Raw genomic sequence first — 12,826 nt, forward strand, 5'->3', positions numbered from 1 at the left:
GCGAAACCCATGCTGGGGGGCGGCACCCTGCCCGGGTGTTTCAGAGCCCCCGGTAGCGCGGCACCTTTTCCCACTGCATCCACAGCTCGCCCTGCCAATCCAGCAGCACCAGGCGGCGGGACTGCCAATCGAGCATCACCCGCCGTGGCTGCTGGCGGGCGCTGATGTACTGGTCGCGCAGGGTGGGGATCACGTCGCGGGCGAGCCATTCCTCCAGGTGCCGGAGCTCGGGGTGGCCGAAGCGGAGCATGGCCTGGTACAGGCCCCCTTCGCTGACGAGCTGGACCTCCTCCTCGCTGCCGGTGGCGTAGGCGAAGCGGGCCTTTCGAACCTGATAGGGACGCAGGCGGCGGTGCAGCGCCTGGGGATGGTGCAGCCCCAGCAGGCGGGCGAAGTCGTAGGCACAGAACCAGGGTTGGTCGTCGATCATCACGCCGCGCAGCGGGCGGCCGTGTCGGTGGAAGAAGGTGGGGGTGAGTGCGTCGTGCATGGAGTTTCTCCGTTTGCTTGTAAGGTCCGCCGTTTTCCGCCGGCACCGTAGGCATAGCGCGCGCATGATTCAGGTCGTCAAACCCGGCCGCGGGATTGACCGCGACCGGGCGAACTTAGGGAGCGCGTGCGGGACGAACAAGGGGTTGCGGCGGGTTTGGGAAATTTCCGCGCGGCACGTGGGGCGCCCGTAGGATGGGTAGAGCTCCGCGAAACCCATGCTGCCGGTCCGGCGCCTATGTCATGCCTGTGCCCCGCATCGATGGGTTTCGCTTCGCTCTACGCCATCCTGCGGGTCGGTTCATGGGCTCGGCGTCGGAGCTGATCCGTACCTCGTTGGTGGATGGAAAAAGCGCCATCCACCCTACACACGGTGCGTACCTGTGGGCGCGAATGCATTCGCGATGGGGTGGCGCGGCCTACCAGGTGTCCACGAACGGGCGCTTGCGGCCTTCCCGTGGCGCGGGTTTCGGGGCGGCGTTGAGGCCGCGCAGGAGCCAGGCGCGGGTTTCCTCCGGGTCGATGACGGCGTCGATCTCGAGGAAGCTGGCCATGTTGATGGCTTTGCCGTTCTGGTAGGCCTTGGCGACCATCTTGTCGAACAGCTTCTGCCGCGCCCCGAGGTCTTCCACGGCGGCCAGCTCCTTGGCGAAGCCCAGGCGTACCGCGCCCTCCAGGCCCATGGCACCGAACTCGCCGCTGGGCCAGGCGATGGTGAACATCGGCGAGTGGAAGCTGCCCGCCGCCATGGCCTGGGCGCCGAGGCCGTAGCCCTTGCGCAGCACCACGGTGAAGAAGGGCACCGAGAGGCTGGCGGCGGCGACGAACATGCGCGAGACGTGGCGCACCGTGGCCTGCTTCTCCGACTCCGGGCCGACCATGAAGCCGGGGGTGTCGCAGAGCGAGAGCATGGGGATGTCGAAGGCGTCGCACAGCTGCATGAAGCGCGCGGCCTTGTCGCCGGCCTGGGCGTCGATGGCGCCACCCAGGTGCATGGGGTTGTTGGCCAGCAGGCCGAAGGGCTTGCCTTCGATGCGGATGAAGGCGGTGATCATCCCCGGGGCGAACGCGCGGCGCAGCTCCAGCACCGAGCCTTCGTCGGCCAGCAGGCCGATCACCGTGCGGATGTCGTAGACGCGCAGGCGGTTCTCGGGAATCGCATGGCGCAGCTCGCGCTGGTCGGCGCACTGCCAATCGCCGAGCGTGCCCTGGAAGTAGGCCAGGTAGCGCTTGGCGACGGCCACCGCGTCGGCTTCGTCCTCCACCAGCACGTCGATCACGCCGTTGGGGCCCTGCACCGAGGTGGGGCCGACCTCCTCGGCCTTGAAGCTGCCCAGGCCACCGCCCTCGATCATCGCCGGGCCGGCCATGCCGATGCTGGCGTTGCGGGTGGCGATGATCACGTCGCAGCAGCCCAGCAGCGCGGCGTTGCCGGCGAAGCAGCGGCCGGAGACGACGCCCACCAGCGGCACCAGGCCGGAGAGCCGGGCCATGGCGACGAAGGTGTGGCAATCCAGCCCGGCCACGCCGACGAAGTCGGTGTCCCCCGGGCGGCCGCCACCGCCCTCGGCGAACAGCACCAGCGGCAGGCGCCACTGTTCGGCGAGGCCGAGCATGCGGTCGGTCTTCTTGTGGTTCATCACGCCCTGGGTGCCGGCGAACACGGTGTAGTCGTAGGAGATGGCCATGCAGCGCGCGGCCTCGCTGCCGAAGTGTTCGGCATTGACGGTGCCGAGCCCCGCCACCAGGCCGTCGGCCGGGCTCTGCTGGATCAGCTCGTCCAGGGTGCGGCGGCGGCGCTGGGCAGCCAGGGCCAGGGCGCCGTATTCGATGAAGCTGCCGGCGTCGAGCAGCTCGTCGAGGTTCTCGCGGGTGGTGCGCTGGCCGGTCTTGCGGCGGCGCGCCACGGCGTCGGGGCGGCGTTCGTCGCGGGTGATGGCGTGGCGCTCCAGCACCTCGGCGAGGTCGGCGCGGATGTGCGCCAGGTCGAGGCTTTCCTCGCTGGCCACGGCGTCGCCGCTCACTTCGGCCGGTTCCAGGTAGAGCAGTGCGGCGCCTTCGAACAGGGCATCGCCAGGGGCCACGGGCAGCGCGCGGACGATGCCGCTGTGGCTGGCCTTGACCACGAATTCCATTTTCATCGCCTCCAGCACCGCCACCGCCTGGCCGACGGCGATGGCGTCGCCCTCGGCCACATCCAGGCTCACCAGCACGCCCTGGCTGGGGGCGTTCAGGGCGATGCAGCCGGCCGGCACGTCGGCCACGGCGGCGTGCGCGGCCTGGCCGCCGGCGCCGCTGACGAACAGGTGCGGGTGGGCGGCCTGTTGCGGGGCCAGCAGCGCGGCGATGTGCTGCTCGATGAAGCGGGTGCTGACGCGGTTGTCCGCCAGCTCCGGGCGGCGCAGCAGGTTCTGCAGGAAGTGGATGTTGCTCGCCACGCCCTCCAGGCGGAATTCGCAGAGGGCGCGGTAGGCGCGGCGCAGGGCGGCGGGGAAGTCCTCGCCCTGGACGATGACCTTGGCCAGCAGCGAGTCGTAGCTGGGGCTGGTGGCGTAGCCGGCGTAGCCGTAGCCGTCGACGCGGATGCCGGCGCCACTGGGCGGCTCGTAGGCGCTGATGACGCCGCCGGCCGGGCGCGCGCTGCCGTCGGCCTGCATGGTTTCCAGGTTGATCCGCAGCTGCACGGCAAAACCCCGTGGCGCGGCCGGTTGCGCCAGGCCCAGCTCGGCGAGGGTGGCGCCGGCGGCGATGCGCAGCTGCACCTGCACCAGGTCGACGCCGGTGACGGCTTCGGTGATGCAGTGCTCCACCTGGATGCGCGGGTTGGCCTCCATGAACACGAAGTCGCCGCGCGCGTCGTCGACGAGGAACTCGAAGGTGCCGATGCCGCGATAGCGGGCCTCGGCCGCCAGGGTCAGGGCGGCGTCGAGGATGCGCTGGCGCAGCGCCGGGTCGAGGCCGGGCGCGGGGGCGATCTCGATGACCTTCTGGTTGCGCCGCTGCAGGCTGCAGTCGCGTTCCCACAGGTGGCTGACCGCCTCGCCGTCACCGACCACCTGCACCTCGATGTGCCGGGCCTGCTCGATCAGCCGCTCGACGTAGAGCGCGTCGTTGCCGAAGGCAGTGCGTGCTTCCGACTGGCAGCGCGCGTAGGCCTCTTCCAGTTCGGCGGCATCGCGCACCGGGCGCATGCCCCGGCCGCCGCCACCGGCCAGGGCCTTGAGCATGAGGGGGCCGCTTTCGAGGAAGGCGCGGGCCTCCTCCAGGCTGGTGGCGCGGTTGCTGCCGGTGGCCAGGGGCACGCCGCAGCGCTCGGCCAGCTCACGGGCGCGGGCCTTGTCGCCGAAGGTGTCGAGGGCCTCCGGCGCGGGGCCGATGAAGCGCACGCCTGCCCCTTCGCAGAGGCGGGCGAAGGCGGCGTTCTCGCTGAGGAAGCCGTAGCCCGGGTGCACGGCGTCGCAGCCGCTGGCCAGGGCGGCGTCGAGCAGCTGCCGCATGTCCAGGTAGGCGGCCGCGCCCCGGCCCTTCAGCGCCACGGCCTGGTCGGCCTTGTGCAGGTGCAGGGAGGCGGCGTCGTCCTCGGCGTACACCGCGACGCTGGGGATATCCAGCTCGGCGGCGGCACGGGCGATGCGGATGGCGATCTCGCCACGGTTGGCGATCAGCAGGCGGGTGATGGGTCGGTTCACAGCAGCTCTTCCAGTGGGTTCTTCTTGGTCTTGTCGTTGTGCCGCAGGATGGCCTTCATCCTAGACAGTCCCGCTCGGCGCAGGACCGATGTTCGCCCTGACGAATACCCCTTTCTCAGGGTGGCTGATGGAGCTTGCGCGGGAAGTGAGGACTTTTGTCCTGATCGGACCTTGCCGAGCGCCACGCCCTGTAGTATCTGTGGCGCCTTCATCCGCCCCCAAGGACGACCATGAACGAATTGCTGCACAGCCTGGATTGGGTGCTGCCCCTGCGCAGCGACGCGCTGACGCCGCTGATGCGCTTCTTCACCCTGCTCGGGTACGAGAAATTCATCCTCTTCTTCCTGCCCCTGGGCTACTGGGCCTGGCACCGCGCGGTGTTCTTCCGCCTGCTGGTGCTGGTGGCGATCACCGCGCTGCTCAATGCCTGGCTCAAGGACTACTGGCAGGACCCGCGACCGGACATCGCCCTGCGCATGGACCACGAGGTGGGCGAGAGCTTCGGCCTGCCCAGCGGGCACGCGCAGATTTCGGTGGTGATCTGGTTCTGGCTGGCGCTGGAAGTACGCCGCCTGTGGTTCTGGGCGCTGGCCTGCACCCTGGTGGCGGGCATCCTCTTCAGCCGCCTGTACCTGGGTGCCCACGACATCGAGGACCTGATCGGCGGCTCGCTGCTGGGGGCCGCGACCCTCGGCTGCTTCGCCCTGGCGCAGCGCTGGCAGGGCTGGCGCGAGGTGCCGGCGCTGGTGCTGCTGATGCTGATCATCGGTGCCACCGCGCTGGCGTATTTCACCTGGCGGGGCGAGCCGCCGAGCTACGTGCCGCTGTTGGCGGGGCTGATGATCGCCGTGCTGTACGGCTATCGCCACCTGGACTTCTCGGTGGAGGTCGCGGTGTGGCGGCGGGTGCTGGCGGCGACGCTCGGCGCGCTGGCGTTCATCGGCCTGCAATGGGCGCTCAAGCACATCGGCTTCGCCTTCTCCCTCGATGGCCAGGCCTGGCAGGCGTTCCGCGGCTTGGTGATGGGCGGCTTCGTCGCCGCGCTGATGCCCTGGCTGCTGGTGCGCCTCGGCCTGCTCAAGGCGCGCCGCGAACCGGCGCCCCTGGCGCTGGCCCAGGCGGCCTGAATGAAACGCCGCCGATGAGCGACTCATCGGCGGCGCATGTCTCGCTGCTTTCCCGGGGCCGGTGGGGCCCCTTCTTCAGGCCGGCTGGCTGGCCAGGGCCGGCGGGTGTGCGCTGCTCTCGCCGTGGCGGGGCACCACTGCCAGGACTGCGGCCTCGCGCCCGTTGAGGCGGTGCCAGAGGCCACGCGGCACCACCAGGATGGCGCCGGCCCTGATGGTCTCCTGCAGCACGCCGATGGCGGCCAGCAGGGTGATGTCCAGTTCGCCCTCGAGCACCTGCAGCAGCTTGTCGCCGTCCGGGTGGCGTTCCCAGGGCGACTCGCCGGTGAGGCGCCCCAGGTGGATGGCGCTGGCGCCGGGCTGGAAGGGCATCAGCTGGGTGAGCGGCTGGGTCTGCGGCTCCAGCGTCATGATCCGCCCGCTGCGGATGCTGTCGAGAGCCGTGTGGATGTCGATCGCCTTCATGGTGTGCCTCCAGGCTGGTTGACCAAGGTCGGGCAGGGCCTGGACGACGTTAACAGCGGAGGCGGGTAGGGCGTTGCTGAAGCTTGGGTAGGACGCCCGGCGGGCAGGCCCCGGCGTGGCCGGGGCCAGTCGGGCCGCTGCCTAGAACAACGCCAGGCTGTAGGTGAGGAAGACCCGGTTCTGGTCGACGTCGGTGCTCGCCTGGCTGCGCAGGCTGGCGTTGCGCCAGGTGATGCCCAGGCCCTTGGCCGGCCCGGCCTGCACCACGTAGGCCAGGGTGAAGTCCCGTTCCCACTCCTGCAGGTGCCCGCGTTCGGAGCGGATGCCGCTGCCCTTGAGGTAGGCGAGGTTGCTGGTCAGCCCCGGCAGCCCCCAGGTGCCGAAATCCAGACCGTACTGGGCCAGCCAGGTGCGTTCGCCGGCGCGGGCGAAGCTGTTCAGCTGGCGGTCGGTGATCAGGTAGACGTCGCTGCCGTTGCCCTGGTTGGGCTGGATGAAGTGGCTGTCGCCGCTCAGGCGCTGGTAGCCGGCGCCGAGGGTGTGGGCGCCGAGGCTCCAGCTGAACAGGGCGCTCCAGGCGCGGTTGTCCACCTTGCCGCGATGGGCGCCGCTCTCGCCGTTGCCGGGGCCGTAGTAGCCGGCGGCGGTGTAGCCCTCGGCGCGGCCGCTGTGGCTGGCGTTATGGCCCGTGGCGCGGGTATCGAAGTGGCGCAGGTCGGTCTTCAGCGTGCCCAGGGGCAGCGCCTGCTCGTGGTTGAGGCCGACGAAGTGCTGGCGATAGAAGTCCTCCAACTGGCCCAGGTAGTACTGCACCTGCAACTGCTCGCTGACCTGGTAGTCCAGGCCGAGGAAGTCGAAGGCGTCGCTGTAGCGGGCCGGCGCCGCGCTGACGGCGTTGCCGGGCTTGCGCGGGCTGTTGGCGCCGTTGATGGAGAGGTCGTCGCGGTGGCTCTGGGCGCGCCCCTTGGCCTGGCGCAGGCGGCCGGCCAGCAGGGTGAGGTCGTCGAACTCGCGCACCGTCAGCTGGGCGCCTTCGAAGGTCTGCGGCAGCAGGCGCCCGTCGTTGGCCTTGATCACCGGCAGGCGCGGGATCAGGGTGCCGAACCGCGCCTCGCTGGCGCCGACCCGCAGCTTGGCGGTGAGCCCGAGGCTGCTGAATTCGTCGCGGGCGCGGCCGTCGTGCTCCAGAGGGAACAGGGCGCTGGGGGTGCGAGCCTGGTCGGCCTTGCCGGCGCGGCCACCGCCGTCCAGGCGGAGGCCGAGCAGGCCGATGGCGTCGAGGCCGACGCCCACCGTGCCCTCGGTGTAGCCGGACTGGTAGTCCAGGCGCAGGCCCTGGCCCCATTCCTCGGTCTGGCCGGCGTGGCCGTCGCGGTTGTCCTGGTTGAAGTAGAAGTTGCGCAGCGCCAGGGTGGCGTGGCTGTCGTCGATGAAGCCGCCCGCCTCGGCCAGGCCCATGGCGAGGGCGAGCGACAGGGCGAAGGGGATGCGGGAATGGATGGCGGTCATGGCGTGTCCTCCTTGTGACCTTGGGTGGTTCAGGCCTGGTGCAGGCGCTCCAGGGCCTGGCGGTGCAGCTGGGGATCGCCGGCGGCCAGCACGCTGCTGCCGGAACCAAGGCCGAGCGGGCGGCCCTGCCAGTCGCTGATCACCCCGCCGGCGCCTTCGATGACCGGCACCAGGGCGCAGTAGTCCACCGGCGCCATGCCGCCGCCGTCGGCCACCAGGTCGATGCGCCCCCGGGCGAGGTTGGCGTAGGCGCTGCAGGCGGCACCGTAGAGGCGCCAGCGGGTGGTGTCGCGCAGCCGGGCGAAGGCCGCCAGGTGTTCGGCCGGCAGGCTTTCCGGGTTGCTGCTGGCCAGCAGCGCGCGGGCCAGTTCGGTGCAGGGGCGGGTGCGCACCGGCTGGCCGTTGAGCCGGGTGGGCTGGCCTTCCACGCCGACCCAGCGCAGGCCGGCGATGGGCAGGTCGACCACCCCCAGCACCGGGCGCCCGTCGCGGCACAGGGCGATCAGCGTGCCGTACACCGGGACCCCGGCGATGAAAGCCTTGGTGCCGTCGATGGGGTCGAGCACCCAGCTGTATTCGGCGTCGCGCTGGTGGTCGGGGTACTCCTCGCCCACCACGCCGAAGCTGGGCGTGTGGCGGGCGATGGCCTCGCGCAGTTCGCGTTCGATGGCGCGGTCGATGGCGGTGACGGGGCTGGCGTCGTCCTTGTCCTCGAAGGGCTGGCCGTCCTCCTGGGCGGTCTGCCAGTGGGCCTGCAGGCGGGCGCGGGCGAGGTCGGCGAGGTGTTCGGCGGTGGCGCGGTGGTGGCTGGCGGTCATGTCCGGCTCCGTGTCAGAGGGCTTTGTCGAGGCCTTTCCAGGCGCTGAGGAAGGCGTCGCGGCCGGCGATGGCGGCCTGCTCGTCGGTGGGGAAGACGGTGATGTCCTTCAGCTCCGGCAGCTCGACGTGGGCGCTGACCTCGATGTCGCTGCGGCTCGGTCGGCGGTAGGCCTGCTCCAGCAGGGCGACCTGGGTGTCGCGGCTCAGCAGCAGGTCGTAGAGGCGCTTGCCGGCCTCGGGGTTGGGGCCGTTCTTCACCAGCACCAGGGCCTCTTCGGTGACGAAGGTGCCGTCGGCCGGGTAGACCAGGCGGATCTCCCGCTGGCCACCGGCGACATAGGCGTAGGCGTTGCCCTCGAAGGTCAGGCCGACGGTGTATTCGCCCTGTGCCACCTGGTTGAGCACGGCGCTGGAGTTGCGCGAGACCACCAGGTTGGCGGCCAGGCGGCGGAAGTCGTCCTCGCCCAGCAGCTGGCGCAGGCCCCAGAGTGCGGTGTAGGCGGTGGAGGTGGCGGTGGGGTCGCCGACGATGATCCGCCCCTTCCAGGCCGGGTCCAGCAGGTCGCGCCACTGGGTGGGCTCCTTGAGCCCGCCGAGCTGCTTGCGGTTCACCATCATCACCACCACCTGGATGTTGGCGGTGCTCCACAGCTGCTGCGGGTGCTGCTGCGCCTCGGGGATGGCCTGGGCCTGGGGCGAGTGGTAGGGCGCGTAGAGCGCGGTGAAGGCGCCCAGGGTGTTGGGCTGCGAACTCCAGAACACGTCGGCCCGAGCCGCCTGGCCCTCGGCCTCGATGCGCTTGAGCAGGGCGGCGCTGGAGCCGTTGACCACGCCGATCTTCAGGCCCGGGTCGAGGCGCTGGCCGCTGTCCAGCAGGGCCTGCACCGCCGAGTCGTTGTTGGTGGTGTAGAGCACCGCCTGCTCGCGGGCGAGGGCGGGTTGCAGCAGGTTGAGGGCGAGGGCGGCCAGCAGGGCGGGCAGCCGGTGCTTCCAGGTGGCGTTCATGGCGACTCCTTGGTGCGGTTCAGAAGACCTTGATGCGGAACACCCGGGTGGCGATGACCACCGGGACCAGGGTGAGCAGGACCAGCACCAGCCCGTAGGCCGCTGCCTGGCCCTGGAGGCCGGTTTCCACCAGGCGGAAGACCTGGATGGTGATGGTTTCGCGGCCGGCCGAGTACACCACCAGCGAGGCGCTCAGCTCGGCGACGATGGTGGTCCAGGTGAGCACCGCCGCAGCGGCGACGGCAGGCGCCATCAGCGGCAGCACCACCTTGAAGAAGGAGCGCAGCGGCGGCACGCCGAGGCTGATGGAGGCCTCCTCGATGGAGTCGGGGATGTTGTAGAGGGTGGCCGAGGCGCTGCGCACGCCGAAGGGGAAGCGGCGGATGACGAAGGCGACGACTATGATCGCCGCCGTGCCGCTGAGGGCCAGCGGGCCGCTGTTGAAGGTCATCACCAGGCCGATGCCGAGCACCGTGCCGGACATGGCCAGGGGCAGCATGGCGAGGTAGTCGATGGCCGGGGTGAGCAGGTTCTTCTTCTTGATCACCAGGTAGCTGATGACCACGCTGAGCAGGATGCCCACCAGGGTCGCCAGGGCGCCGTAGGCCAGGGTGTTGAGGATGGGTTCCGGGCTGCGCAGCAGGACCCGTTCCAGGTTCTCCAGGGAGAACTGGCCCCAGTGCATCACCGGCCCCCGCGAGCGGGTGAAGGCGCTGGCCAGCACCGTCAGCAGCGGCAGCGAGGAGAGCAGGATGAACAGCGCCGTGGCCGCGCCCAGCAGCGCGCCACGTACCCCGCGCAGGCGCTGGGCCGGGGCGCTGCGGCCCTGGACGATCTCGTAGCGCTTGCGCCCCACCAGCCAGCGCTGAAGGAACAGCACCCCGGCGACGATGGCGATGGACAGGGTAGCCAGGGCACTCTGCAGGCCGGCGTTGGTGCCCATCTCGGAGACGAAGCTCAGGTAGGTGAGCACCGAGAGCAGCTGCACCTTGCCGCCCAGCAGGGTGGCGATGGCGAAGTTGCCCACCACCAGGGTGAACACCAGCAGCCCGGAGGCCAGCACGGCGGGCAGCACCACCGGCAGCATCACCTGCAGGCGCGCCTTTGCCGGCGGCACGCCGAGGCTCTGGGCGGCCTCTTCCAGCTGGGCGTCGAAGCCGCGGATGGCGGCCAGGGTGCCGAGGTAGATGTAGGTGTAGTAGACCAGGCTCATCACCAGCACCAGGCCGGGCCAGCCGTAGAAGCTGGGCAGGGCGAGGCCGAGGTGGTCCTCCAGGGCGCGGGTGAGCAGGCCGTTGTTGCCGAGGATCATCAGCCAGGTCTGGCTGACGATCACCTCCGGGACCACCAGGGTGCACACCGGCAGCACCGCCACCAGCGCCTTGCCGGGGAAGTCGAAGCGTGCGGTGACGTAGGCCAGGGAGACCCCGAGCACGCTGGCGCAGCCGGTCACCAGGGCGCCCAGCAGCAGGGTGTTGCCGAGGGCGCGCAGGTAGCGCGGGTCGTCCAGCAGCTGGGCCCAGCCGCTGCCGTCGGCACCGGCCACGCTGCCGTGCAGCAGGTTGGCCAGGGGCCAGAGCAGGAACACCAGCAGCAGCCCCAGGGCGAACAGGGCGAGAAGCAGCCAGGGGGAGGGCAGGCGCCGGTTCATTGGGCCACCACCCGGAGCTGTGCGGGGTCGAACTCCAGGCTCACCGGCTGGCCTTCGTGGAAGCCGTCGCCGTCGGTGCCGAAGCGGTCGACGTTGAGCTGCTGGGCGTCGGCCAGCTCGATGCGGTAGCTGGTGCGGTTGCCCAGGTACTGCTTGCGCCGCACCTGGCCGGCCAGGCAGTTGCCGAGGCTCTGCCCGGCGGGGCGCAGGCGGATGCTTTCCGGTCGCGCCACCAGGTGCACCTCGGGCTCGGGCAGCGCAGCCTCGGCGCGGGCCTGCAGGGGCTGGCCGGCCACCAGCACGCGGATGCCGTCGTCGCCGGCCTGTTCCAGCACCCGTGCGGCCAGCAGGTTGGCCGAGCCGATGAAGTCGGCGGCGTAGGTGCTGGCGGGGGACTGGTAGATGGCCTGGGGGCTGCCCAGTTGCTCGATGCGGCCCTTGCGCATCAGGGCGATGCAATCGGAAAGGGCCAGGGCCTCTTCCTGGTCGTGGGTGACGAAGACGGTGGTGATGCCGATCTCCCGCTGCAGGTCGGCGATGGCGGCGCGGATCTGCAGGCGCAGCTGGGCGTCGAGGTTGGACAGCGGCTCGTCCATCAGCAGCACCTCGGGCTCGATGGCCAGGGCGCGGGCCAGGGCCACCCGCTGCCGCTGGCCGCCGGAGAGGGCGGCGGGGTGGCGCTCGGCGAAGCCGCTCATGCCGACCCGCTCCAGGTATTCGCCCACCTTGCGGCGCAGTGTCGCCGCGTCGGTCCGGCGGGCGCGCAGGCCGTAGGCGACGTTGTCGAACACGGTCTTGTCGGGGAACAGGGCGTAGTCCTGGAAGACCATGCCGATGCCCCGGCGGTGGGCGGGGACCTGGGTCATGTCAACGTCGCCAAAGGCCAGGCGCCCGCCGCTGGGGCGGATGAAGCCGGCGATCACCCGCAGCAGGGTGGTCTTGCCGCAGCCGCTGGGGCCGAGCAGGGTGAAGAAGCTGCCGTCGGGGATGTGCAGGTCGAGGCCGTCGATGACCCTGATCCCGCTGCCGTAGCTGACCTCCAGCTGGCTGATGCTGATGGATGACATCGCATTTCTCCGTTCGCGTGTTTGTTCTTGTTGGCGCGGGGGCGGTGCCTGGGGGGCCGCCCCGGGGCGTCGTTGCACCCCGTGGATGGGCCTACTGTGGACGGGGCGCGGGCGGGTGGCTTGATCGATTCGCCCGGTTGCGGTGAGTGGTTCGGCACAGCCGGTCGCCCGGCCTCAGGCGCGGCAGCGCTCGCGGTACTGGCTCGGGGAGAGCCCGGTGAGGGCCTTGAACTGGCGGCTGAAGGCGCTGTGGTCGGCATAGCCGCAGCGGTAGGCGATCTCGGTGATGGGCCGCTCGCCCGCCAGCAACTGGGTGGCGGCCCCCAGGCGCGCCTTGTGGATCATCTGCCGGGGGCTGAGCTGGAAGATGCGCTTGCACAGCCGGCCGAGCTGGGCGGCGGAGAGCCCGGCGATGGCGGTGAGGTCATCGAGGCTGATGGGCTCGGCGAAGTGCTCGCGAATGTGGGCGTCCACCGCCGCCAGGCGCTGGAAGGCCGGGTGGCTGGACTGCGGCGCCTGCAGGTCGTAGGAGATGCCGGCCATGCCGATGACCCGCTGCGCCGGGTCGCGCAGGGCCAGTTTGTGGGTCAGGCACCAGCCGGGTTCGCGGGCGGGGTAGAGGTGCAGTTCCAGCTGGTCGCTGAGCTGGTCGCCGGCCTCCAGCACCTGGCGGTCCTGCTCGATGTAGAGGTGGCCGAAGCGGCGCGGGAACACGTCCTCGGCGGTGCGCCCCAGCAGCGGCGCCTTGTCCTTGAAGCCGCAACGCTGGGCGAGGGTCTGGTTGACCAGCACGTAGCGGGCGTCCAGGTCCTTGACGAAGAACACCACGTCCGGCATCGCGTCCAGCAGCGGCGCGACCTGTTCCAGGCAGCGCAGCAGGGCAGGCAGGTCCGGGGTGACGGGGAGGTGATCGAGCTGCATCGTTCACGCCGAAGAGTGGGTGGCCATGGGCTTCGGACGATGAACCTAGCCTGGGCCATTCTGCGGGCACCAGATGAGAGGCGC

10 protein-coding genes are annotated in these 12,826 nt (G+C 70.7%); 1 reads left to right on the plus strand and 9 read right to left on the minus strand.

What is annotated here, in order from left to right; translation table 11 throughout:
* Window positions 1-40: 40 nt before the first annotated feature.
* The gene (locus ACYJSS_RS30115) at window positions 41-490 is read right to left on the minus strand and encodes a BRO-N domain-containing protein (protein WP_111260698.1); all 450 of its coding nucleotides are present in this window, start codon (window positions 488-490) and stop codon (window positions 41-43) included.
* Between the two features lie 418 nt (window positions 491-908).
* Window positions 909-4,178 carry a carboxyl transferase domain-containing protein gene (locus tag ACYJSS_RS30120; protein WP_236206347.1) on the minus strand — a complete coding sequence of 1,090 codons (3,270 nt, stop codon included), beginning with the start codon at window positions 4,176-4,178 and terminating at the stop codon, window positions 909-911.
* A gap of 230 nt (window positions 4,179-4,408) precedes the next feature.
* On the opposite strand from ACYJSS_RS30120, the gene ACYJSS_RS30125 reads away from it, so the two are divergent.
* Window positions 4,409-5,305: a phosphatase PAP2 family protein gene (locus ACYJSS_RS30125; RefSeq protein ID WP_111260700.1), complete on the plus strand. Its 897-nt coding sequence runs from the start codon at window positions 4,409-4,411 to the stop codon at window positions 5,303-5,305.
* 75 nt (window positions 5,306-5,380) lie between these two features.
* Here the strand turns inward: ACYJSS_RS30125 and ACYJSS_RS30130 are convergent, their stop codons facing one another.
* From ACYJSS_RS30130 to ACYJSS_RS30160, 7 genes are all read right to left on the minus strand, one after another.
* The gene (locus ACYJSS_RS30130; RefSeq protein ID WP_111260701.1) at window positions 5,381-5,770 is read right to left on the minus strand and encodes a cupin domain-containing protein; all 390 of its coding nucleotides are present in this window, start codon (window positions 5,768-5,770) and stop codon (window positions 5,381-5,383) included.
* Between the two features lie 141 nt (window positions 5,771-5,911).
* Entirely contained in the window at window positions 5,912-7,279 is a 1,368-nt protein-coding gene (locus ACYJSS_RS30135; protein WP_236206346.1) for an OprD family porin, read from the minus strand.
* A 29-nt stretch (window positions 7,280-7,308) separates the two neighbouring features.
* Window positions 7,309-8,097, minus strand: coding sequence for an inositol monophosphatase family protein (locus tag ACYJSS_RS30140; RefSeq protein WP_236206345.1), 789 nt, complete (start codon window positions 8,095-8,097; stop codon window positions 7,309-7,311).
* 13 nt (window positions 8,098-8,110) lie between these two features.
* Complete coding sequence (locus ACYJSS_RS30145) at window positions 8,111-9,103, minus strand: extracellular solute-binding protein (RefSeq protein ID WP_236206344.1); 993 nt, start codon at window positions 9,101-9,103, stop codon at window positions 8,111-8,113.
* 19 nt (window positions 9,104-9,122) lie between these two features.
* The gene (locus tag ACYJSS_RS30150; RefSeq protein ID WP_236206343.1) at window positions 9,123-10,754 is read right to left on the minus strand and encodes an ABC transporter permease; all 1,632 of its coding nucleotides are present in this window, start codon (window positions 10,752-10,754) and stop codon (window positions 9,123-9,125) included.
* Window positions 10,751-11,821 carry an ABC transporter ATP-binding protein gene (locus tag ACYJSS_RS30155; RefSeq protein ID WP_236206342.1) on the minus strand — a complete coding sequence of 357 codons (1,071 nt, stop codon included), beginning with the start codon at window positions 11,819-11,821 and terminating at the stop codon, window positions 10,751-10,753. The genes ACYJSS_RS30150 and ACYJSS_RS30155 overlap by 4 nt, the downstream gene beginning before the upstream one ends.
* Window positions 11,822-11,995: 174 nt before the next feature.
* The gene (locus ACYJSS_RS30160; RefSeq protein WP_236206341.1) at window positions 11,996-12,742 is read right to left on the minus strand and encodes an AraC family transcriptional regulator; all 747 of its coding nucleotides are present in this window, start codon (window positions 12,740-12,742) and stop codon (window positions 11,996-11,998) included.
* Window positions 12,743-12,826: the final 84 nt, after the last annotated feature.

The sequence above is a fragment of the Pseudomonas sp. No.21 genome, assembly GCF_054558415.1.

Bases quoted from the DNA above. Each gene is read 5' to 3' on its own strand.
- ACYJSS_RS30160 (WP_236206341.1), bottom strand. From the start codon at position 12,742: ATGCAGCTCGATCACCTCCCCGTCACCCCGGACCTGCCTGCCCTGCTG.
- ACYJSS_RS30145 (WP_236206344.1), bottom strand. From the start codon at position 9,103: ATGAACGCCACCTGGAAGCACCGGCTGCCCGCCCTGCTGGCCGCCCTC.
- ACYJSS_RS30130 (WP_111260701.1), bottom strand. From the start codon at position 5,770: ATGAAGGCGATCGACATCCACACGGCTCTCGACAGCATCCGCAGCGGG.
- ACYJSS_RS30150 (WP_236206343.1), bottom strand. From the start codon at position 10,754: ATGAACCGGCGCCTGCCCTCCCCCTGGCTGCTTCTCGCCCTGTTCGCC.
- ACYJSS_RS30140 (WP_236206345.1), bottom strand. From the start codon at position 8,097: ATGACCGCCAGCCACCACCGCGCCACCGCCGAACACCTCGCCGACCTC.
- ACYJSS_RS30115 (WP_111260698.1), bottom strand. From the start codon at position 490: ATGCACGACGCACTCACCCCCACCTTCTTCCACCGACACGGCCGCCCG.
- ACYJSS_RS30135 (WP_236206346.1), bottom strand. From the start codon at position 7,279: ATGACCGCCATCCATTCCCGCATCCCCTTCGCCCTGTCGCTCGCCCTC.
- ACYJSS_RS30155 (WP_236206342.1), bottom strand. From the start codon at position 11,821: ATGTCATCCATCAGCATCAGCCAGCTGGAGGTCAGCTACGGCAGCGGG.
- ACYJSS_RS30125 (WP_111260700.1), top strand. From the start codon at position 4,409: ATGAACGAATTGCTGCACAGCCTGGATTGGGTGCTGCCCCTGCGCAGC.